The sequence below is a fragment of the Bacteroides galacturonicus genome (assembly GCF_003096855.1).
Lineage (GTDB): Bacteria > Bacillota > Clostridia > Lachnospirales > Lachnospiraceae > Lachnospira > Lachnospira rogosae.
The window spans coordinates 376,557-399,576 of sequence record NZ_QEOA01000003.1; the positions used below are offsets into that span (position 1 = coordinate 376,557).

Genomic DNA, 23,020 nt, shown 5'->3' on the forward strand with positions numbered 1-23,020 from the left:
TTATTTGAGTACTATTATTAAAAAGTGATTAATAATACATAATACCAATAATATATTTAATTATAATAAATCTAAAACAATATAATTAAATCTAAAATATTATAACTAATGAAACTTATATAATCTATACAATTATAGTAATTAGTAACGATATTACAAACAAATGTTTTGAGTTCCACGTGAAACATTTATATTGCTTTTAGATTATTAAATAATCATATATAGTTGCAGATTATATTTGCAATTATGTAACTACCACACACATTTAATTGATTTTTTATGGATATTTCAACTCATAACATTTATAATATAAGAACACTAACAGATATTGGATGATGAACAATAATAATTATTAGATAAAGCACACATCAGACGGCCGTACTGTAAAACAATAAAGTATTATTAAATGTATAATATGAGCATTAATACATATAGATTAGGCGTTGATAATTAGAATAAATACTAAAAAATTCTAATAGTTAAAGCTTGTATTTACAGGTGTAACAAGTGATAATCACTAAAATATTAATATAAATTAACTAATACTAATCAGCTGATATGCTTTTATTTAAACATACACATAGTTAACATATAATGAATATATTGAGGAATATAGATAATGATATATAAAGAAAGATATAAAGTAGAGTTAGAGGATATTGGAAGAGAGAATAAGATAGACAACAAAAGAATCGTTACGATTATGGAGGATATTGCTGGTTCTCATTCAGATAAGGTTGGATTGGGGGTATCGGCATCTGCTATTAATAAAAAGGCGTGGGTATTGCTGGATTGGAAGATAAAAATCCTTAAAAGACCAGCTTACAATGAATATATAGATGCAAGCACATGGTCTAGAAAGTCTGATAGACTATGTGCATTTAGGGATTTTGAATTATACGACCAGAATGGTGAGTTATGTGCAATAGGTACTTCAAGATGGCTATATATGGATTTGGTAAGACGCAGACCTATTATTTTAGACAACAAAATGAACGATATATACGGTACTGAAACAGAAAAAAATGTATTCGATGAGGAGATAAAGAAGATAGAGCTTCCTGATTTGGATAATCTGCCAGATAACATTATGGTTACAGAAAAGCCATATTTAATACAGAGAAGAGATATTGATATTAATGGACATTTACATAATGTCAGCTATTTGGAAGCAGCATTAGAAGCTGTTCCAGAAGATATTTATAAAAATGTAGATTTTAACTATATAAGAATTGAATATAAAAAAGAAATTATGCAGAATGATAACATAAAAATAAAATGTCTTACAGATAATAATTATAACTGCCTTGTCATATTTGAAACAGATAATAAAATGAATGCAGTAGTTGAATTGAAATTATTATAGGTAACTATATAGAAAAAGTAATACTGTTGAAATTAAAAAGTATAATTATGTTGAAATCACAGTATATAACTGTATTTGTAATATAAAACTATATTATGTGACATAAATCCAATATTGTATTAAAGAATATATTGTAATATAAACATTATGTTTAAATGATAAAATAGATGATATAATATGACTACTTCGTAGTCACTTAGAAGTTTCTTCGAAACTTCATATGCGTGGAAAAGCAACGCAGAAAATATGATATAATGAGCACAAGAGTGCTCATCTTAAAAGTTCCTTACGGAACTTTATATGTGCTGAAAAGCTGCACAAAAAATATGATATAATATGACTACTTCGTAGTCACTTAGAAGTTTCTTCGAAACTTCATATGCGTGGAAAAGCAACGTAGAAATTATGATATAATATAAATTATAAAATAAATGTATAATAACAATATAAGCTTAAATACAGTTAGAAATTGATTGAACAGAGTAGTTTACGATTAGACCAGTTATTGATATATAAACTTAAATATAGTTAGAAATTGATTAATGGATTTATAATTTAAAAGCTAACAGATTGATAGATTAATAAATAAAAGAGGAGCTGATAATAATGGGATTTATTAATAAAGAAAAGGTCTTAAGAGGTGTTGGTAAAGCTGTTGACGTCACTAATAATGCGGCGGATAAGGTTACAGATTATGTAAAAGAAAATGAACTGGATAAGAAGGCTAAAAGTATGGCTGATGAATTTGGTGATGCAATGAAATCAGTAGGAAAGAGCTTAGAAGATACATTTTCTAATATAGTAGGAAAGAAGTAAATATTTCAAATAAAACAATACAAATAGAATGATAGACAAAATTATTAATACCAAGTTCACAATAATTCAGAGTAAATATTATTAAATATATTTTAAGCATCTGGATTCACGGAGGATTTAATGGATATATTTGATATAATTGGTCCGGTTATGGTTGGACCATCAAGTTCACATACAGCGGGTGCGGTAAGGATTGGATATATATCCCAGAAGTTGATGGGAGAACAGATAAAGGAAGCAAATATTTTGCTGTATGGTTCTTTTCTTGATACAGGAAAGGGACACGGAACTAATAAGGCTATAGTTGCAGGACTACTTGGAATGCAGCCTGATGATATGAGAATACCACATAGTATGGAGATTGCCGAAAAAAAAGGAATAAAGGTGACATTTGGAAAATCAACGCTGAAAGAAGCACATCCTAATAGTGCACAGATTATATTAACAGGTATTTCTGGAAAGCAGCTTGAGGTTGTAGGTGAGTCACTTGGTGGTTCAAGAATAAATATCGCACAGATTGATGGAATAACAACGAATTTTTCGGGAGATTATCCAACTTTAGTTGTGCATAATCAGGATCAGCCGGGGCACGTTAGTGAAGTGACATCAATGCTTGCACACAAATCCGTGAATATTGCAACTATGCAGTTGTATCGTTCTAACAGAGGCGGTGATGCAGTAATGGTTCTGGAATGTGATCAGGAGATACCACGCGAAGGCATAGAATGGCTCAAAAAGGTTGAAGGAATAACTAAAGTAACATATTTATCGCAAAAGGGAGATTAAATAATGAATTATCATTCTATAAATGATTTGGTGGAATTATGTCATAAGAACAATGCACAGATATGGCAGGTTATTATGATGGATAATGCACACGAGCGTATGGTTTCCGAAGATAAGATTTTTGAAAATATGCGTCTGATGTATAAAGCTATGAAAACTGCAGATAATAATTATGATAAATCTCTTAAGTCACCAAGCCGGATGGCAGGTGGTGACGGAGAGCTGATGTATCAATATAACAAATCAGGCCGGAATATATGTGGAGATTTTGTTGGAATGGTTATGGAAAAAGCTCTTAAAATGGGGGAGTCTAATGCGTGTATGCGTAGAATAGTAGCTGCACCTACAGCGGGTTCTTGTGGAGTAATTCCAGCGGTATTTATATCATATGAAACATATTTTAAGGCACTTGAAGATGATATGGTTAAGGCGTTGCTGATTGCTTCAGGAATTGGAGCAGTTATAGCAGAAAATGCTTCTATAGCCGGTGCATCAGGAGGCTGTCAGGCAGAGATTGGAAGTGCAAGTGCAATGGCGGCGGCAGGGTTGACATTTCTTCAGGGAGGAGATAGCATGCAGATAGTTAATTCGAGTGCATTGGCATTAAAGAGTATGTTAGGTCTTGCATGTGATCCGGTATGTGGACTTGTAGAAGTTCCTTGTATTAAAAGAAATGTTGCGGGAGCTATGAATGCAATAACGGCTGCACAGATGTCTATGGCAGGTATTAAAAGTGTAATATCACCAGATGAAGTTATTGATTCAATGCAGAGAATTGGTGCGGCAATGCCATCAAGTTTAAAAGAAACAGCCAGAGAAGGTCTTGCTATAACACCAACGGCAGAATTAATTAAAAGAGAGCTTGACAAAGTGACAGATTAATTATTATAATAATAACACAGGACAATAAATCATTAAAAAAGTATAAAAAATACAATTTTTCAGTTGCTATATTAAAAGTAACCTATTATAATATGTAAAAGTGTCAGGTAGATATTAATAATTGTTTTGCATATTGATATTTAACTGATGAGAAAGATTTTATTATTTAATGTTAATTTAGGTTAATTATTAATTGACAATATTTAATAAGATATTATAATAGATTGTGTCAGGTTATGATATTTGAAAGTTAGATGATGTTTGTTTGGTTATATTTTTGAGAACCTGATACTAAGTTTAATTTGGACGAAAGTATATTGGACAATCTCCAAAGCCAATATACTTGACTATATTTCTATCCCCTCTACTCATCCCCGGTCACCCCAGACCGGGGAACTTTTTTATTTATAGAACACTTGCTGAATGGGATTAATTTATATCTAATAATACAGGAAAATATGTGCAAAAAGAGTAGAAAAATGTAGAACATTTATATTTATTTATGTTATAATACTTCAACGATATGAAATGATATATTCTATGTTATATAAGAAACTAGGAGGTTATGGTATGGAAGATACAACAAAGGTTGATGCTGAATCTACGATGCCTGAAGCAGATAGCGAGGAAGCTGTATCAGAAGTGGATAAGAAGGTAAAAGTTCCAAAGTCTAAAAGATTTGGAAAGAAGGAATCAGCTAAGCAGCCTGTAAAAGATAAATTGAAAGCTGACAAGCCTAAGGTTGTTAAGAGTAAGTCTAAGAAGTCAGTTAAGAATAAGGATATTTCTAATGATAATAACACATCGAATGAGTATAGACAGCCGGGACTTAAGATGAGTATTAAAGCAAGACTTATAGCTAGTTCTGTTCTTCCTACAGTTGTGGGTATTACAGTAGTGCTTATTATTGCAATTGTTAATATGTCAGCTGGTATGAATGCAGAGGCATCTAATGGACTTGTGCTTCTAGCAGAGGCAACAAAGTCAAGTTATGATAATACATATTCTGGTGATTGGCGTGTCGATAATAATGGTAACATTTTTAAAGGTGATACTAATCTTTCACAGAAGCAGGACGGAATTGATAAGTTTACAGATGATAATGATGCAGATATTGCAATCTTTTATGGTGTTGATTCCAAGGTAACATCATTAAGAGATTCTAATAATAAGAGAATGTTGAGCCTTAAAGCACCAGATTCAGTATGGGAAAAGGTTAAGACAGGAGAGACATATAAAGCAGATCATATCGATATTGATGGAGTTGATTATACAGGTGTATATCTTCCATTAAAGAATTATAACGGCAATATTGTGGGTATGTTATTTGCTGGAGAACCAAGAACAGCTATAACATCATTTATTATACAGAAGGTTATAGCACTTGTGGGAGTAACAATTATTGTTCTTTTAGTAATAGCAGTGATATCATTGATGCTTTCCAGAAAAATTGCTAATGCTTTAGTGACAGTCAACAGATTATTTGTTTCCCTGTCTAATGGTGATTTAACTATGAAGGTTGATCCTAATATGTTAAAGCGTAATGATGAGATTGGAGAGATGGCGGGTTCTGTACAGGCACTTATCAGCAAACTTAATGGTATTGTGACAGGACTTACAGAATCAGCAGATCAGTTATATAAGTCTGGAGATGAGATGGCGGCTACAGCGAGCCAGTCAAGTAAGGCTACAGAAGAAATATCAAGTGCAGTTGAAGATATATCAAAAGGAGCTGTGTCGCAGGCAGAGGAAATCCAGAATGCTTCATCATATATTGCTAATATGGGCAAGCTTATTGAGGATATTGTTGAGAAGGTATCTAATCTTACACAGGCGGCTAATGTTATGGGTAACGCAGGTGATACTTCAATGAATACTATGGTTGAGTTATCTGAGTCTAATGACCATACTACAGAAGCAGTTAATAAGATTGCAGATCAGATTGAGCTTACTAATGAATCGGTTGGCAAGATTGGAGAAGCAGCTGCATTCATTACTAATATAGCAGACCAGACAAGTCTTTTAGCACTAAATGCTTCAATCGAATCAGCAAGGGCTGGTGAAGCGGGAAAAGGATTTGCAGTTGTTGCATCTGAGATACAGAAGCTTGCATCACAGTCAGATGAAGCGGCTGGTGAGATTAAGCAGATAATTGAAAATCTTAAGCAGGAATCAGAAAAGACTGTTGAAGAGATGAATTCTACAAAGCTTCTTATTAATGAGCAGGTCGTTAAGCTTAATGCGACAAGGGACAGTTTTGTTGATGTTAGTGATGGCATTAATGTATCAAGACAGGAGACAGCAGCAATTGAGGTTAATGTAGGTTCCTGTGATGACGCAAGACAACAGGTTAATGACGTAATAGCTAATCTTTCCGCTATTTCTGAACAGAATGCTGCATCAGCTGAGGAAACAACAGCTTCAATGCAGGAGCTTACAGCTACAATTAGTATGCTTTCAACAACTGCTAATGATTTGATGAAGATATCAGAGAAGCTTAACTCAGAAATGAAGTTCTTTAAGATATAGTACATAAGCAGATATGTGAATTATAATCATCTGTTTAGTGCATAAATAATAAAAAATACCGCATTAATGTGGATATTCCATAACTTGGAATATGTTACACATTAATGCGGTATTTTTTATTATAAGTATTATTGTATACAATAATGCTTATTTTATTGCATAATTAATCTAGTATATATTGTTATTAGTATTTTCATTGCGGTCAATTACTTCGCCGGTATCAGGATTAACAGAAATTCCATTTACTTCAAGATGTTCATCAATCTGGATAACGAGGCACTGCTTTCCGTCAATTACACGGGTTTCTACAAGGTCGGTTTTATCAGGATTGATTTTGATTACAACATCGGGTGTCTTTACTTCAAATTTTCTTGAAGGTGTGATATTGTTAGCGGCAAGTTTTCCATTTTCTCCAGCAGCCATCTCAAAATGTTCTTCAAAGTCAGCAAGCTTTTCTTCTTTTACGCCGCTTTTTTCAAGAATTTCCTTAACTTCAGTCTTATCAAGCATTACAGGAGCGCTTGAAACAGCTTTGTGTTCATCAATTATTTCATTGAGGTTGTCGTGAATATTTTTAACAGTTTCATAGTTACAATCATCACCAAGTGTTTCAGTTACTAATGCATTGAAGGTTTCTTTCTGTACATTGGCTGGAAGTGGAATTTCACAGCTAAGTACATATGTAAGAAAATTCTGTTGGAAATCATCTATATCTTTACAGTGATACAGAATTTTTTCATCATCAGAACTCCGATTATTAAAGGCTGGGAAAAGAAATGCTATGTCAGGATTGTCAACCATATGGCTTTGAACCTGATTGTGGAAAGTCTTATCATTTTCAAAATATCCAAGCCCAGGTTTAGAGAGAGTAACCGGACAGATACAGCATAAAATGTAGTTATACACTTCATCAGAAGCGTCTTCCATAGCAATATTATCTGCAGTCATACCCGGAACATCATATGCCTGATTGATTACAAGAATTAAGTAGTTGCCAGGATAATAATAGTTGGCGATTATTTTATCATATAATTCATTGAGTTTATTCTCGTCTTTTAATTCGCTGTCTCTTAGCTCAAGCAGAAAATCGTGAGGCTGTTTATCGCCGTAGGCATCAAGAGTAAACTGCATATCAATAAGGTTACGTCCTGGTGTGCCAGAAAGACATTTTTTAAATATATCTATATATTTATGGCGTTCTTCCTCAGGAAGATTGAGGAATGTTTCATTAATAGTTGTGACTTTATTCTTCTCACCATCAACATAACATCCGCATAATTTAAGAATTCCACAGTCTTCTATATTGAATTGTGATTTGATTTCATTAATCTCTTTTCTTGTCATATTAATCCTCCATAAATGCCGGTGTATAGATAACGGCATACTAATTCAGTGCTTCTTATTGTATCATAATGCATTGAAAAATGTAATTAGTATTAGTTGAAATTTATCTAATTGAATATATAAAAAGTATATAAGTTTTAAAATATATATGTACAGTAAAAATATAGTGTGATATACTATAAATATATTAATTTGGTATAGATGTGAATACATTGTATAGTATATTTAATTTACATAGATTTTACATATAAGTTCGTTAAACTTTACATAACTACTATAATATAATGTCAGAAATTGCAAAACTATGAAGCAATTTATTGAAATATATCAAGAATGAAGATATTAGATAGTTGTTTAATGTACAATAGAAAATAATAAGTAACAAAGATAAAGATATAAGTGTAAAAAAAATTTTTACACGCGAGGTTGTGTCTGTGCACACTAGACATAAGCTTGATATGTACAAAAATGTGTGCAGGAATGGAGATTAATATGAGAATAGGAATGTTGACAAGCGGTGGTGACTGTCAGGCACTTAATGCCGCTATGAGAGGTGTAGCTAAAAGTCTTTACAATAAAGTGGATGATGTTCAGATATATGGTTTTCTTGACGGGTACAGAGGACTTATTAATAATACATATAAGCTTATGGATATTAATGATTTTTCAGGGATATTAACTATAGGTGGAACCATACTTGGAACATCAAGAACACCATTTAAGAAGATTAATGAACCTGATGAGAATGGTAAGGACAAGGTTGAGGCAATGAAGCACACATATAAGGAGTTAGGGCTTGATTGTCTTGTAATATTGGGAGGTAATGGTACACATAAGACAGCCAATCTTTTATATAAAGAAGGACTTAATGTTGTAACACTTCCTAAGACGATTGATAATGATCTGGTTGGGACAGATGTAAGCTTTGGTTTCCAGTCAGCAGTTGATATAGCAACGAATACCATAGATTGTATACATACAACTGCGGCATCACACAGCCGGGTATTTATAGTTGAACTTATGGGACATAAGACAGGCTGGCTTACACTGCATGCGGGCATAGCAGGTGGATCTGATGTAATACTTATACCAGAGATACCATACGATTTAGATAAGGTTGTAGAAGCAATTAATAAAAGAATTAATGATAAAAAGCATTTTACAATTCTTGCAGTTGCAGAAGGTATAATATCCAAAGAGGAAATGTTATATAGTAAGAAAGAACTTAAAGAAGTAAGAAAGAAGGAGCATTATCCATCAGCAGCATACAGAATTGGTGCAGGTATTATGGATAGAACAGGTCAGGAAGTAAGGGTTACTGTACCAGGTCATGTACAAAGAGGTGGAAGCCCTTGTTCTTATGACAGGGTATTAGCTTCAAGGTTAGGAGCTAAAGCAGCAGAACTTATAATAAATAAAGAATATGGATATATGGTATGTGTCCGCAATAATCAGATAGATAAGATTGAATTAAATAAAGTTGCGGGCAGATTAAAGACTGTAGATCCACAGGCGGGAATAATTACAGAAGCAAAGGCGATGGGAATATGTTTTGGAGACTAGGATTTTGGAAGAAAGATAAAGAGGCTCATATGACTATTAATAATGATGACAATAAAGAAGTTAATAATAAGAAGAATATCAGTGATAATAAAGAGATGAATCAACCAGAGTTTAAAGAGATTAATTCAGATAACGCATATATTAATAAAGATGTATATCAGGCAGAGGTTAAGAATAATACTTCAGCCGATGAGGTTAAGAGTAATGTTTTAGTTGGTGAGATAAATGGCAGTGCTTTATTCGGAGATATTAAGAGCAACGCTTCAGGTGCTGATGTACCAAAGCCATATTTTGCTAACCGAGAGTTGTCTTGGCTTAAGTTCAATGAGAGAGTAATTGATGAGGCTGCGGATTTAAAAGTGCCTTTATGTGAGAGATTAACATTTGTATCTATATTTAATAGTAATCTTGATGAATTCTATATGGTAAGAGTTGGTTCATTATATGACCAGATGTTGCTTGCTAAGGGAAATAAGCACGATAAGAATGCAGGATTTGATAATAAGACACTTATGACAGCAAGAGAGCAGCTTGATGCTGTCTTTAGTGAGACAAGGGAATTACTGCATAAGAAAGATAAGATATATCAGCAGCTTATGTATAGATTTGAGGAGCAGGGAGTAAAGCTTATAAGTTTTAATGATGTTGAATATTCAGATGCTGTATATTTAGAGGAATATTTTAATAATTCAATTCTTCCTATATTATCACCACAGGTTATAAGCAAGAAGAATCCATTTCCATTTCTTAAGAATAAAGAAATATATGCAGTGGCACTTCTTGGTTCAAAGAACAATGACAAGATAGGTGTTGTTCCGTGCAGTAATGGCGTATTTGACAGACTTATTCCAATACCATCAGACAGTCATAAGTATATGCTTATTGAAGAACTTATACTGCATTTTCTTCCAAAGATATTTAAGAAATATAGTGTTAAGAGCAAGTCTTTGATTAGAATTATAAGAAATGCAGATATAGATATGGACGAAGCATTCTATGATGAAGAGATGGATTACAGGGATACTATGGAACAGCTAATTAAGGAAAGAAGGAAGCTGTGTCCTGTAAAGCTTGAATATTCAAGAGTGCTTGATGATAAAGTAATATCTGCTTTATGTAAGGAACTTAAGCTTGATAAGAAGCAGGTATTTTATTCTGAGTCACCTCTTGAGATGTCATTTATATCAAAGATACAGGATGACTTAAGAAGCAGGAGAGAATTGTTCTATGAAAGACGTGTACCACAGAATTCAAGTAATATTGATATTAAACAGCCGCTTATAGACCAGCTTGCAAAGAAGGATTTATTGCTCAGTTATCCATATGAGAGTATGCATCCATTAATAAGGCTTCTTAATGAAGCAGGAGGTGATGACAGGGTTCTGTCAATTAAGATGACATTATACCGTGTTGCCAAGAATTCGCAGATAGTAGAGGCACTTATTGATGCGGCTGAGAATGGCAAGGAGGTTGTTGTACTTGTTGAACTGAGGGCAAGATTTGATGAGGAGAATAATATTGAATGGTCACGCAGGCTTGAAGAAGCAGGCTGTAAGATTATATACGGAATAGACCATATCAAGGTTCATTCAAAGCTTTGTCTTATAACATATAAAGACGGAGAAGATTTTCGTTATATAACACATATTGGAACAGGTAATTTTAACGAAAAAACTGCCAAATTATATACAGATCTTGCTTTATTTACTTCAAGTGAAGCTATTGCCAAGGAGACAGCAGATGTATTCAATAATCTCGGACTTGGAGATGTTGTTGACAATACAGAGCATTTGCTCGTTGCACCTAAGTGCTTACAGAATAAAATCCTTTCATTAATTGATGAGCAGATTGCTATTGCAAAAGAAGGAAAGGAAGCTTATATAGGAATAAAGATTAATTCGCTCACAGATAAGGTTATAATAGAGAAGCTTGTTGAGGCATCTATGAGCGGGGTAAAGATTGATATGATTATAAGAGGGATTAGCTGTATGGTTGCAGGAATAACCGGATATACAGATAACATTACAATCACAAGTATTGTTGGTAGATTTCTTGAGCACTCAAGAATATATATATTCGGAAAGGGTGCAGATATGAAGATGTATATTTCCTCAGCAGATTTTATGACACGTAATACTCTTAAGAGGGTCGAAGTTGCTGGACCGGTATATGATGAAAGTATTAAAGAGCGTATATTACATATGTTTAATATAATGCTTAAAGATAATGTTAAAGCAAGAATTATGGGAAGTGACGGCAACTATTACCATAAAGGTATTAAAGAAGGTGAAGAGTCGATTAACTCACAGGAATACTTTTATGATGAAGCGATAAAGGCATCAAGGTAATATGTGAGATTAATCAATAAAGAATATATAAAGTTATTAAGTTTTTCGATTTTTCGTATTAAGACTTGCTGTAATGCTTGAATTTGCTTATATGAATACTGTATAATGTGCGTGGTAAGATAGTTTAATAATTAACAATTTCTAACAAACGGACTGTTAGGATAAAATCAGGCATGGAGGATTGACAGTAATGAAGCCGGGTAAGTTTTTTCATAATTTTTTTGGACATTTGCATACTATTAATACGCATAAGTTAGAGGTTATGAAGAATTGTTTTCGTGTGGGTCTGTATAAGCAGGGACTATTGCACGACTTATCCAAATATAGCTTTTCAGAGTTTATTCCAGGTGTAAAGTATTATCAGGATGGTAACAGAAGTCCGAATAATGCACAGAGGGAAGCAGAGGGCTGTTCAACAGCGTGGCTTCATCATAAAGGAAGAAATAAGCACCACTATGAATACTGGATAGATTATCCAGCTAAAGGTGGTGATGGAAGTCTTATAGGAATGGAAATGCCTGTTAATTATGTTATTGAAATGTTTTGTGACAGGGTAGCTGCAAGTAAGATATATAATAAAGATAAGTATACAGATGCAGATTCTTTGAATTATTTTAAGAGAGGAATGGATCATTATATAATTAATCCTAATACTAAGAAATTATTGTATTCATTACTTGTTATGTTGTCAGAGAAAGGTGAAGATTATACATTTGCTTATATTAGAAGGAATATACTGCATAATGGATAATTGTGCTGTTGATAAAGCATTTTACAAGCGAATAGCAGGAAGGAACTTATAATAACTAATGGGTATTGAAGATTTTTTAAAACAGGAAGAACAGAGATTTATACGAGAAAATCTTATGTCAGATGAAGTTTTTGATTTTATAAGAGAGAATACAATGCCATTTAATGAACTTATGGCTTATTACAGATGTGCAATTATGGAAGTTGAGACTAAGTTCAAGGTTCTTAATGAGCAGTTTTCTTTACAGTATGACCGTAATCCTATAGAGACTATTAAGACAAGAATAAAGTCAACAGAAGGAATTATCAAGAAAGCTAACAAGAAGAATATTCCATTTACAATGGAATCAATTGAACAGAATATAAGGGATATTGCGGGAATAAGAGTAATATGTTCATTTACAGAGGACATATATATGCTTGCAGATTGTCTTTTACAGCAGGATGATATAACACTTATCGAGAAGAAGGACTATATCAAGAATCCTAAAGAGAGTGGTTATAGAAGTCTTCATCTTATTATTGAGATACCGATATTCTTACAGAATGAGAAACGAAGAATGAAGGTTGAAGTTCAGCTTAGGACTATTGCTATGGATTTTTGGGCAAGTGTTGAGCATAAGCTAAGATATAAGAAGAATATTCCAGACAGCGAAGCTGAAATACTTGCATTGGAATTATCAGATTGTGCTAACCAGCTTGCACAGTTAGATGATAAAATGGAACAGATTAAGAAACGAATTGTTGAGGCTGAGAAAGAATCAGCACCTAAGGGTGACAGGAAAAGACCTCTGCCAACAATTGGTGGGATGTTGATTAAGAATAGGATTAATGGATTAATTAAATAACTTGTTTAAAGAAAGCGTGGCTTCAAAAGCTGTTTGTTTAGGAGAAAAAAGAAAATGAATAAATTAATATTATTTTATGGTACTCCTGATAAAATAGTTGTACCAACTTATGGTAAGGGTGAAGAAAAGCACGATTATGGACAGGGATTTTATCTGACTGATAGTATTGATCTGGCAAAAGAATTTGTAAGAGATAATATTGATATAGATATTCTAGAAGAATTACTTTTGCTTGGAGGTCTTGGTATTCAATATTGTATTAAATCTGAATTAGCGTATTCAAAATATTATTTGAATGATGTAGTAGAAAATCAAGGGAAACTATTTGACTTTGTAGCTCAGAATTTTCCTAATATGGATACAGAAGATTTTATTAATGTTTATATATAAAAAATACCGACCTTTAATTATTAATTTTAATAATTAGAGGTCGGTATTTGATTACAATCCATTTTATTGGAATTTAGTACCGATTATAATATTATATAAGTATGTCACTGATAAGTAAGATATTAAGATATAGCCCTTTCCAGCTTATCAAAGTAGTCTTTTAAATTAATAACAGGCTGTGGCTTAGCATATTTGTAACCCTGAATATAATCAAAGCCTTTATCTATGCTGTAAGATGCCTGCTCTTCATTTTCAACGCCTTCAATTAATAATACAAATCCCTGTTCCTTGAATACGCTTGTAAGGTGAGATACAATATCCGATACAGCGGAGTTATCAAGAGATTTGTAAAGCAGTGTTTTATCGAACTTGATTGTGTTAAATGGACAGCCAATTATTCTTTCAAGGTTAGAGTATCCAGTTCCGAAGTCATCAAGATAGAACTTGATACCTGACTCATTAAGCTTTTCCATATTGTGAATAACCATATTGAAATCATCAAACATAGCACTTTCTGTAAGTTCAAGACGGATATGTTCTGGCATAATATTATTGGAATTAATTATAGCCATAAGTTCATCAAAAAGATTACGATTAGATAATTCTGATGATGAACAATTGATAGTTATTGCATCAAAGTCATATTTCTTCTCAAATTCAGCTACAATCTTACATACCTTGTTAAGAATTATTCGCGTTAAAGTATGAATACAGTTATTCTTCTCAGCAATAGGTATGAACTTATCAGGATATATGATTGTTCCATCAAGTGAGAGGCGCATAAGTGCCTCGGCCGTTCTAAAGCTGTTGTTATTAACGCTGAATATAGGCTGTGCATAGCATAATACACGTTCGTCATCAAGGTCATTCTTATTGCGGATATCAAGAAGAAGCTGTTCAATCTTGTATGCCTCGTGAAATTCCTTGTAATCCTTATCTGTAGCAAGATAACACTGATTGCCAGGTTCATTGGCAATTTTATTAAAAAGGTAGGCTGACATTGAGCTTAACTTATGTGTTGATGATACAACAGGATTGCTCTGGATAGCAGCTATTCTGTAGTTAATTGTGTAAGATGAAGCAGTCATATAATCAATTATTGCCATCTCCACATTATTGAGAAACTGCTTTATTTTGTTTTCATCCTTGATATATAAAATCATAGCAAATTCATCATTGGTAAATCGGTAAATATGAACCATATGATGAAGCTTTTCAATTCGTCTGCATACATTAGCGGCTGTTTCTTCAACTTTTTCATTATGAATAGCATAATTTACATTTTTAAGCTGAGGAAAGTTAAGGTATACAACGAGAAATTTACGTTTCATTGATACACTGTCTGTAAATCTTGCTTCAAAGGAGTGCAGGTTCTGACAGCCAATAAGTTCATCATATGGATTGCTGTGAAATAATATATAATATATTAAAAATGGTAATACATATGTGAGACTTGAAAATATTATATTGCTTGTCATAAATTGAACTGAAAGCATTATAAAATCTACTGGAATAAATATTAAAGCATATTTATTGACTACCTTTGGAATTGAATGTTTATTTAATAATATGGATAAAAGGCATATTAAACAGGTTATTATGCCAAAGATAGCATAAAAATTAATATAATATTCTAATGGCAGTAAACCATCAATTATATCCGGTAATTTACCAGATACTGCAAATGCAAAAACAGCAATAGCATAAGTACAGCCGAATGATAATACTTTTGATTGCAGATTTTTCGTGTGATGTAATGTCCTTGTTGAAAGAAGACATATATACACATAGAGCATCATTAGTAATGCAAGGTATTCTGCTAAAAATGCTAACGACAGGAATAATCTTAATTCTCTGTTAAACATATCGGTATGAGCCTGACTATAAAAAAATGCAAGCTGCGTGGCGATAGATATCATCGATAAAAGTATTCCATAATGAATGATTTGGTATGAACTCGTCTTTCTTGGATTGGAGTATAACATAAGAAATGTCAAAAATCCGGCCACAATTAAGCTTACAAGTTCAGCAGTTACGTTACAATTCCCTATTAACATATAAGTTTCCCCCTGATAGTATAAACAACAAGTATGTATTATACACGAAAATTATTATTTATACAATTCGTAAAATAATTCAAATACAATCAAAATAATTCAATCCCAGACAAAATTGATAAATATTATTTAATAATGAAACTATATTTGTATGGATATATTAAACAGGGTATACAATTAAAATATTTTATTGTATATATTATATAATAATGTGAACTTAAGAAAAATAAGAAAAATAGCTGATTAAATAATAAAGTGTATTAAACAGTAGTATTATGATAACTGTGTAATTAAGAATTAAGATTGGAGAAAAGATATGAGTAATATTTTATTAATAGAGGATAACGAAGCAATAATTATGGGGCTGGAATACCTTTTTACCAATAATGGTTATAATGTCAGGGTTGCAAGAAGTGCATATCAGGCAAAGGAGATATTAGATAATGCAAAGGACACTGAAAAATATAGAACTTTAATTGGAGCTGGTGATGTATGGAATATAGATATTGTCATACTTGATGTAATGCTTCCTGATGGGGATGGCTTTTCGCTTTGCAGAAAGATTAAAGCTGATGATATAGCCCCTGTCATATTTCTTACAGCTAAAGATGAGGAGAAAGATGTTGTAATGGGGTTGGAGTTAGGTGCAGATGATTATGTTATAAAGCCATTCCGCAATATGGAACTTCTATCGAGAATTAAGAATGTGCTAAGAAGAAACCGGAGCGGTAACGAACTTACATTTGCAGATTTAAAGATGGACGTTGATATAAGAAAATTGTACAAGGCGGATAATGAAGTTAAGCTCACAAAGCTTGAATTTGAGATATTAAAAATACTGTTACAAAATCCTAAAAAAGTATTTACAAGAGAAGAAATATTATCACATATATGGGACTCAGCAGGCAACTTTGTAAATGATAATACACTTACAGTTACAATGAAAAGACTTCGTGATAAGATAGGCGATAAAGAAGGAAATATTATTGTGACGGTCAGGGGCGTAGGTTACAGATTGTCAGATTAGAAAGAATATGATAACAGATTGGAGAGAATATGGGTGCATATAAGAATAAGCAGGCGGTTAAAAGCCTGCTATTAATAGGTGTAGTGCTGGTTGTCAGTGTAGTGACATATATTTCCTGGATAAGCTGGTATACACATAAGTATAAGAATATGGAGAATACATATATAAGATGTATTATGGAAAATGTTATTAACCAATATCCAGACCTTGATATGGAAGAAATTGCGATTATATTAAATAAGTCCTACAGTGAGCTTGAAAGTAGTACGACATCAGAAGAATTTGACAGTATATTAAGAAAAAATGGAATAACAGATAATACATTTTACATTAAAGATATGAGTGACATAAGAAATGTCAATATCATAGTCAGCACTTCGATTATAGGCGTGATGTCGGTATTGTTTATTATATGTTTTTGTATGTATTTGAGGAGAAGGAAGAAAGACATTTTCGAGTTGCAGGATTATATGGATAAAATATCACGCGGTAATTATGAGCTGGAAATAAATGATAATTCAGAAGACGAGCTTAGCAGTCTTAAGAATTCGCTATATAAAATTATGGTATATATGAAAGAACAGGCGGACTCAGCCAGAATAAAAAAGGTTATGTTAGCGCAGTCTGTATCGGACATATCACACCAGTTAAAGACACCGCTTACTTCAACGCAGGTTCTATTGGATAATCTTAATGACAATCCGGATATGGACTATTCTACAAGAAAGAAATTCATATATGAAGCTTTAAATCAGGTTAATGGAATGAGCTGGATGATTGTGTCTATGCTTAAGCTGTCAAGAATTGATGCAGGTGTAGTTGAGTTCAATAATGAGAACATTTCTATTAATAAGATTATAGAAGAAGCTGTCGGTAATCTTGAGGTTATAGCAGAAATTAAAAATGTAAATATAGAAAAGAATATCGATAATCGCAATGAAGATGAATTGAATAAATCGGATATATATATAAAGGGAGATTATAACTGGAACAGGGAAGCATTGCAGAATATTATTAAAAATGCAATTGAACATAGTAATGATAAAGGTACTGTAAAGATAAATATAACAGATAATGATGTGTATACAGCAGTGTATATAACTAACAGAGGTGAGAAACTGAGTGATAAACAGCAGAAGCAGATATTTGAACGCTATTACAGTGAAGCTAAATACGAAGATAACAGTATGGGAATAGGACTTCCGCTTGCTAAGGCAGTAATTGAGAAGCAGGGAGGATATATAAGCGTGGAGTCTGATGATGAAGAAACAGTGTTTATAGTTAAATATATAAAATAAATGTCACCGAAATGTCATTTTGCTTGTGTATATTGAGATATGTAATAAAGCAACGCATATTTATAATCTATATTTACGACAGAAAGAGAGGCAGTATATGGAGATATTAAAGGTAGAACATCTTGTTAAACAATATGGCAAAGGTGACAATGCTGTACTTGCAGTAAATGACATTTCATTCAGCGTGGAACAAGGCGAGTTCGTAGCTATAGTGGGAAGTTCAGGAAGTGGTAAATCAACACTTCTTCACTTGCTTGGTGGTGTGGACAGACCTACAAGTGGAAAGGTATATATACAGGGTGAGGATATATATTCATTGAATAGTGATAAGATAGCAATATTTAGAAGAAGACAGGTAGGGCTTATATATCAGTTCTATAACCTTATACCAATTCTTAATGTTAAAGAAAATATTACTTTACCTTGTGAGCTTGATGGCAGGACACCAGACAAAAGCGAACTTGATGAGCTTATCAACACTCTTGGTTTAAAGGACAGGGTGACACATCTGCCTAATGAGTTATCAGGTGGACAACAGCAGAGAGTATCAATTGGCAGGGCATTGATTAATCACCCAGCAATACTTCTTGCTGATGAGCCGACAGGAAATCTTGATTCACGCTCAAGTGATGAAATTGTAGAATTATTAAAACTCTCTAATCAGAAATATAAGCAGACAATTGTAATGATTACCCACAATCTTGAAATTGCAAAGATTGCAGACAGAATATTACGAATTGAAGATGGCAGGCTTGTATAAAGATTATGAACAGGCACGAGCCTTATATAAATAGTTTCATAATTTTATAAGATTTTATAAGATATAGAATTATGTAAATTCATGAAACGGGCTGGAAAGGAGAGTTTATATGCAGATACTTAACAGGTTGACAGTAAGGAATCTAAAGCTTAATAAAAGAAGAACAATTGTTACAATTATTGGTATTATACTTGCAACAGCACTTCTTACTGCAGTTGCAACTATGGCGGTAAGTTTAAAAGAAAGCGTAACATTAAGATCAAAGAAGGTAGATGGAGATTTTCATCTTCTTTTATATGATATGACTGATAAGGAGAAGGAGTCAGTTATTAATAACAGGCAGGTGGAGAGCTATTATGAAACACACGAAGTTGGCTATGGAGTGCTTGACGGATGTGTTAATGACAGCAAACCATATGTTTATATAGAAGCACTTGATAGTGATACATTTGAAAAGGCAGAAATAAATGTAACATCAGGAAGGCTTCCGGAAGATGACAGTGAAATAGTTATATCAAGTCATATTAAGACCAATGGTGGTGTTAAATATAATCTTGGAGATAAGATTACATTTGATATAGGCGACAGGACATATAATGGCAAAAAGCTTTATCAGAATGATACTTATCGAGAAGATGAACAGCTGGAAGCTAAGCAGACTAAGACGTATAAAGTTGTTGGAATATGTGACAGGCTTCCATATGGTGAAGAGCCAAGAACTGCACCAGGTTATTCGGTTATAACACTTGCCAATAAAGCAGATACATCTTTGAATAAATCGGACATTTACTTGAGGTTTAATAAAAAAGCACTCAAGGACAGATATGATTTAACGGCTGATATATTAGGTGTCGATAAGACTTTATTTAATAAGCTGAATTCGGGAAAGCTTGAAGATAAAGAGATACAGACATTAAAGAGCCAGCTTGATAAGACACATTCATATTACATTAATAACAGTCTTATCAAGTATGAAGCGTTTTATGATTCAAGTGTTGCATTTGTATATAATATGGCAGCTGTTGTTATGGTTATAATTATTATAACTTCAGCGGTATGTATAAGTAACAGCTTTGCTATATCTATTAACCAGAAGACTAAGCAGTACGGAATGTTAGCTTCTATCGGTGCTACGCCACGCCAGATTAGAAAAAATGTATTTTTTGAAGCTGCGTTTATGGGTGTAATAGGTATTGTAGCAGGCATAGGCGGGGGTCTGTCAGCAAGTTATATACTTGTCGTATTAAGTAACAAAATGCTTATTGATACATTTGAAATGAGCATTGTGTATGCACCTTCTTTATTAGGAGTGCTTTTATCAATTGTACTTGCGATAGTTACGATTGTATTGTCGGCATTAGTACCAGCAATTAGGGCTTCGCGAATGTCACCAATAATGGCTATCAATCATAGTGAAGATATTAAGATAAAGTCTAAGTCATTAAAGACACCTAAATTAATCGGTAAAGTATGGGGAGAAGGTGGCGTTCTGGCATATAAGAATATGAAGCGTAACAAGAGAAAATACAGGGTAATTACTATATCTATTGCTTTAAGTGTATCAACATTTATTGCTTTATATGGTTTTATGAGTTTATTAACAGAATCAGTTAATAGATATGCCAATGATAAGATAGATTTAAGGGTGTATATGTCTTCATATAAAAGTATGTCTGTGGATGAGGCCAATAAAAAAGTAAGCAATATAGTGAACAGGATAAATAATGAAACGAATATAACTGATTTTACATTTGCAAGAGGCTTTTATGCTTCATTAAAAGATGAACCAAAGTATAGTAGTGATTATAAGGAAGTAAATAAATATGAGGCAGGTTTAGCAGAAAATAATGGTTACTATATAAGTATTATTTCATTAGGTAATGAAGAATATGGAAAGTATATTAAAAAGCTTGGCATCAGCAAGGAAACTGCACGGAGCGGAGGCATACTTGTAGATAATACATATCAGTATATTAACAATGGTAATGATATAAAATATTTTAATATATACGATGGCTATAAAGCCGGTGATGTATTAACTTATAGAATTGATACTTCAAACAGCAGTAAATCATTGGATAATAGTAAATCGTCAGATGATACAACATTATACGATATAAGGATTGTGGCACTCAGCAATGAAAGACCATTTGGATATGACAATGCTTATACTTCTTATGGATACCTTATTGTGAGTGACGATTATATGAACAGAATTGATACTAAGAATACAGATAGCACACTTCTTAATATTAACTGTGACGATCCTGATAAAGCACAGGATATACTTGTCAATGAATTTAATATTGGGCAGAATTACATATTTAATGCCGCACAGGAAAGAAGAAACGATGAAAAACTTATTCTGACAATGAAGATATTCTTATATGGATTTATTGCTATTGTTTCATTGATTGGCATAACCAATATATTTAATACTGTTACAACGGGAATGGAATTAAGAGGTAAAGAGTTTGCAATGCTTCAGTCGATAGGTATGACAAAGAAGGAATTTGATAAAATGATAAGGCTGGAAAGTGTATTTTATGGAAGTAAGGCTCTTATAATCGGTGTAGTGTCAGGAACAATACTTTCTTATGTCATATATATTTCGGCAGGAGAATCGCAGTTAAAATACACTTTACCATTACTAGCTATAGTTATGTCGGTTATTGTTGTAATTATACTGCTTCTTGGAATTATGAAATATTCGATAGCACAGATAAGAAAGCAGAATATTATAGAAACAATAAGAAATGAGAATATATAAATAAATGTATTGATGTAAATATAAAAATACGAATATATAAATAAAAATATATAGATATGAATATACTATAGAAGAAAATATATAGGTATAAATATATAGAAGAAAATGTATGGAATAGTAATGAAAGTATTGCTTTGACAGAAACTTCTGATTATAATATAATCTCTTATTGAAATACTACCATATTGGTAGGTTTAGTAATTAATAATTCAGAATGGAGATAAAGATGTTAAATCAGTTTTCAAGAACACAATTATTGCTAGGTGAAAGTGCAATGCAGGAACTAGCTAATAAGAGAGTTGCTGTATTTGGAATAGGCGGAGTAGGCGGTTATGCCTGTGAAGCACTTGTAAGAAGTGGCATAGGTGCATTTGACCTTATAGATGATGATAAAGTATGTCTTACTAATCTAAACAGACAGATTATAGCAACAAGAAAAACTGTTGGAAAGTATAAGACAGAGGTTATGAAAGAGAGAATGTTGGAGATTAATCCAAATGTTGATGTAAGAATTCATAATTGTTTCTTTCTTCCAGAAAATGCTGATGAATTTCCATTTGATGAGTATGACTATATAATTGATGCGGTAGATACTGTTACAGCTAAGATTTCAATTATTATGAAAGCAAATGAACTTGGAATTCCTGTTATAAGCAGTATGGGTGCTGGTAACAAGCTGGACCCGACAGCATTCAGGGTTGCAGATATATATAAGACAAGGGTGTGTCCTCTTGCGAAGGTTATGCGCCGTGAACTTAAGAAACGTGGCGTTAAGAAGCTTAAGGTTGTATATTCAGAAGAACAGCCAACAAGGCCAATCGAGGATATGTCGATAAGCTGTCGTACTAACTGCATATGCCCACCAGGAGCAGAACACAAATGTACAGAAAGACGTGATATTCCGGGAAGCGTGGCATTTGTGCCATCTGTTGTAGGGCTTATAATTGCTGGAGAGGTGATTAAGGATATCGCAGGGGTTAATGCAAAGTAGGACTTATAGGATAAAATATTTTGATAGAAACAGCAAAGTAATTAAAGTGATTACAATATTTAATAAATAAACTAAAAGAACCTGAATGATAATGATATCAAGTGGCAATTGATATGATTATCATTCAGGTTCTTTTTGGGAGAGTGATAACTACAAATTTAAGGGAGTAGGTAGTTATCTGTTTATGAAAAAGTTTATTGAAAGCAATGTCATATGTCTTTCAACAATGATTATATTAGAGGGAAAATGTGAACGTGATATGTAAAAGATGTGAGTAAAATGTGAATTATAAAAACAAAATATAAACTAATGCAATAAGACTGATTATATATTATAATAACGTATGTTTCATTAAAGAATATTTCATCAAAGAAGATTTTAGCATATTACGCTTAGTTAATATGAAAAATATATATTATATTAAAGTATAGTATAAAATAATACATTTTATTCGTATATACAATAAATAATTATCTATAAATAGCATAAAAGAGA

General features: G+C 32.6%; 17 protein-coding genes. 15 read left to right on the plus strand and 2 right to left on the minus strand.

Annotated elements, in window-relative coordinates; genetic code table 11:
• The first annotated feature begins 619 nt into the window (after positions 1-619).
• From C7390_RS04510 to C7390_RS04530, 5 genes are all read left to right on the plus strand, one after another.
• The gene (locus tag C7390_RS04510) at positions 620-1,366 is read left to right on the plus strand and encodes an acyl-[acyl-carrier-protein] thioesterase (RefSeq protein WP_022501283.1); all 747 of its coding nucleotides are present in this window, start codon (positions 620-622) and stop codon (positions 1,364-1,366) included.
• A 606-nt stretch (positions 1,367-1,972) separates the two neighbouring features.
• Positions 1,973-2,182 carry a hypothetical protein gene (locus tag C7390_RS04515; protein WP_022501284.1) on the plus strand — a complete coding sequence of 70 codons (210 nt, stop codon included), beginning with the start codon at positions 1,973-1,975 and terminating at the stop codon, positions 2,180-2,182.
• A 120-nt stretch (positions 2,183-2,302) separates the two neighbouring features.
• Positions 2,303-2,968, plus strand: a complete 666-nt coding sequence (gene sdaAB / locus C7390_RS04520) for an L-serine ammonia-lyase, iron-sulfur-dependent subunit beta (protein WP_055175341.1) — start codon at positions 2,303-2,305, stop codon at positions 2,966-2,968.
• A 3-nt stretch (positions 2,969-2,971) separates the two neighbouring features.
• On the plus strand, positions 2,972-3,850 hold the full coding sequence (gene sdaAA / locus C7390_RS04525) for an L-serine ammonia-lyase, iron-sulfur-dependent, subunit alpha (protein WP_055306483.1): 879 nt from the start codon (positions 2,972-2,974) through the stop codon (positions 3,848-3,850).
• Positions 3,851-4,420: 570 nt separating this feature from the next.
• Positions 4,421-6,379 (plus strand): methyl-accepting chemotaxis protein, encoded by a 1,959-nt coding sequence (locus C7390_RS04530; RefSeq protein WP_318255880.1) that lies wholly within the window; start codon positions 4,421-4,423, stop codon positions 6,377-6,379.
• Between the two features lie 168 nt (positions 6,380-6,547).
• Here C7390_RS04530 and C7390_RS04535 read toward each other — a convergent pair whose 3' ends face one another.
• Entirely contained in the window at positions 6,548-7,723 is a 1,176-nt protein-coding gene (locus tag C7390_RS04535; RefSeq protein ID WP_022501288.1) for a DUF4317 domain-containing protein, read from the minus strand.
• A 492-nt stretch (positions 7,724-8,215) separates the two neighbouring features.
• Here C7390_RS04535 and C7390_RS04540 point away from each other — a divergent pair, with 492 nt between their 5' ends.
• From C7390_RS04540 to C7390_RS04560, 5 genes are all read left to right on the plus strand, one after another.
• The gene (locus tag C7390_RS04540) at positions 8,216-9,286 is read left to right on the plus strand and encodes a 6-phosphofructokinase (protein ID WP_116443681.1); all 1,071 of its coding nucleotides are present in this window, start codon (positions 8,216-8,218) and stop codon (positions 9,284-9,286) included.
• Positions 9,271-11,634, plus strand: a complete 2,364-nt coding sequence (gene ppk1 / locus C7390_RS04545) for a polyphosphate kinase 1 (RefSeq protein WP_318255879.1) — start codon at positions 9,271-9,273, stop codon at positions 11,632-11,634. The genes C7390_RS04540 and ppk1 overlap by 16 nt, the downstream gene beginning before the upstream one ends.
• 190 nt (positions 11,635-11,824) lie before the next feature.
• Entirely contained in the window at positions 11,825-12,385 is a 561-nt protein-coding gene (locus C7390_RS04550; protein WP_055175327.1) for a DUF5662 family protein, read from the plus strand.
• Between the two features lie 115 nt (positions 12,386-12,500).
• Positions 12,501-13,232, plus strand: a complete 732-nt coding sequence (locus C7390_RS04555) for a GTP pyrophosphokinase family protein (RefSeq protein WP_318295557.1) — start codon at positions 12,501-12,503, stop codon at positions 13,230-13,232.
• A gap of 54 nt (positions 13,233-13,286) precedes the next feature.
• Positions 13,287-13,622 carry a DUF3990 domain-containing protein gene (locus C7390_RS04560; protein ID WP_055175324.1) on the plus strand — a complete coding sequence of 112 codons (336 nt, stop codon included), beginning with the start codon at positions 13,287-13,289 and terminating at the stop codon, positions 13,620-13,622.
• Between the two features lie 122 nt (positions 13,623-13,744).
• On the opposite strand, the gene C7390_RS04565 is transcribed toward C7390_RS04560, so the two are convergent.
• The gene (locus C7390_RS04565) at positions 13,745-15,679 is read right to left on the minus strand and encodes an EAL domain-containing protein (protein WP_022501293.1); all 1,935 of its coding nucleotides are present in this window, start codon (positions 15,677-15,679) and stop codon (positions 13,745-13,747) included.
• Between the two features lie 316 nt (positions 15,680-15,995).
• Between C7390_RS04565 and C7390_RS04570 the strand changes: the two genes are divergently transcribed.
• From C7390_RS04570 to C7390_RS04590, 5 genes are all read left to right on the plus strand, one after another.
• Positions 15,996-16,706 (plus strand): response regulator transcription factor, encoded by a 711-nt coding sequence (locus C7390_RS04570; protein ID WP_116443682.1) that lies wholly within the window; start codon positions 15,996-15,998, stop codon positions 16,704-16,706.
• A 29-nt stretch (positions 16,707-16,735) separates the two neighbouring features.
• Positions 16,736-18,004 (plus strand): sensor histidine kinase, encoded by a 1,269-nt coding sequence (locus C7390_RS04575; protein ID WP_055306490.1) that lies wholly within the window; start codon positions 16,736-16,738, stop codon positions 18,002-18,004.
• Positions 18,005-18,101: 97 nt separating this feature from the next.
• On the plus strand, positions 18,102-18,764 hold the full coding sequence (locus C7390_RS04580) for an ABC transporter ATP-binding protein (RefSeq protein WP_055306491.1): 663 nt from the start codon (positions 18,102-18,104) through the stop codon (positions 18,762-18,764).
• Between the two features lie 109 nt (positions 18,765-18,873).
• Complete coding sequence (locus tag C7390_RS04585; RefSeq protein WP_116443683.1) at positions 18,874-21,534, plus strand: ABC transporter permease; 2,661 nt, start codon at positions 18,874-18,876, stop codon at positions 21,532-21,534.
• Between the two features lie 226 nt (positions 21,535-21,760).
• On the plus strand, positions 21,761-22,525 hold the full coding sequence (locus C7390_RS04590) for a tRNA threonylcarbamoyladenosine dehydratase (RefSeq protein WP_055306493.1): 765 nt from the start codon (positions 21,761-21,763) through the stop codon (positions 22,523-22,525).
• The last annotated feature ends 495 nt before the right edge of the window (positions 22,526-23,020 follow it).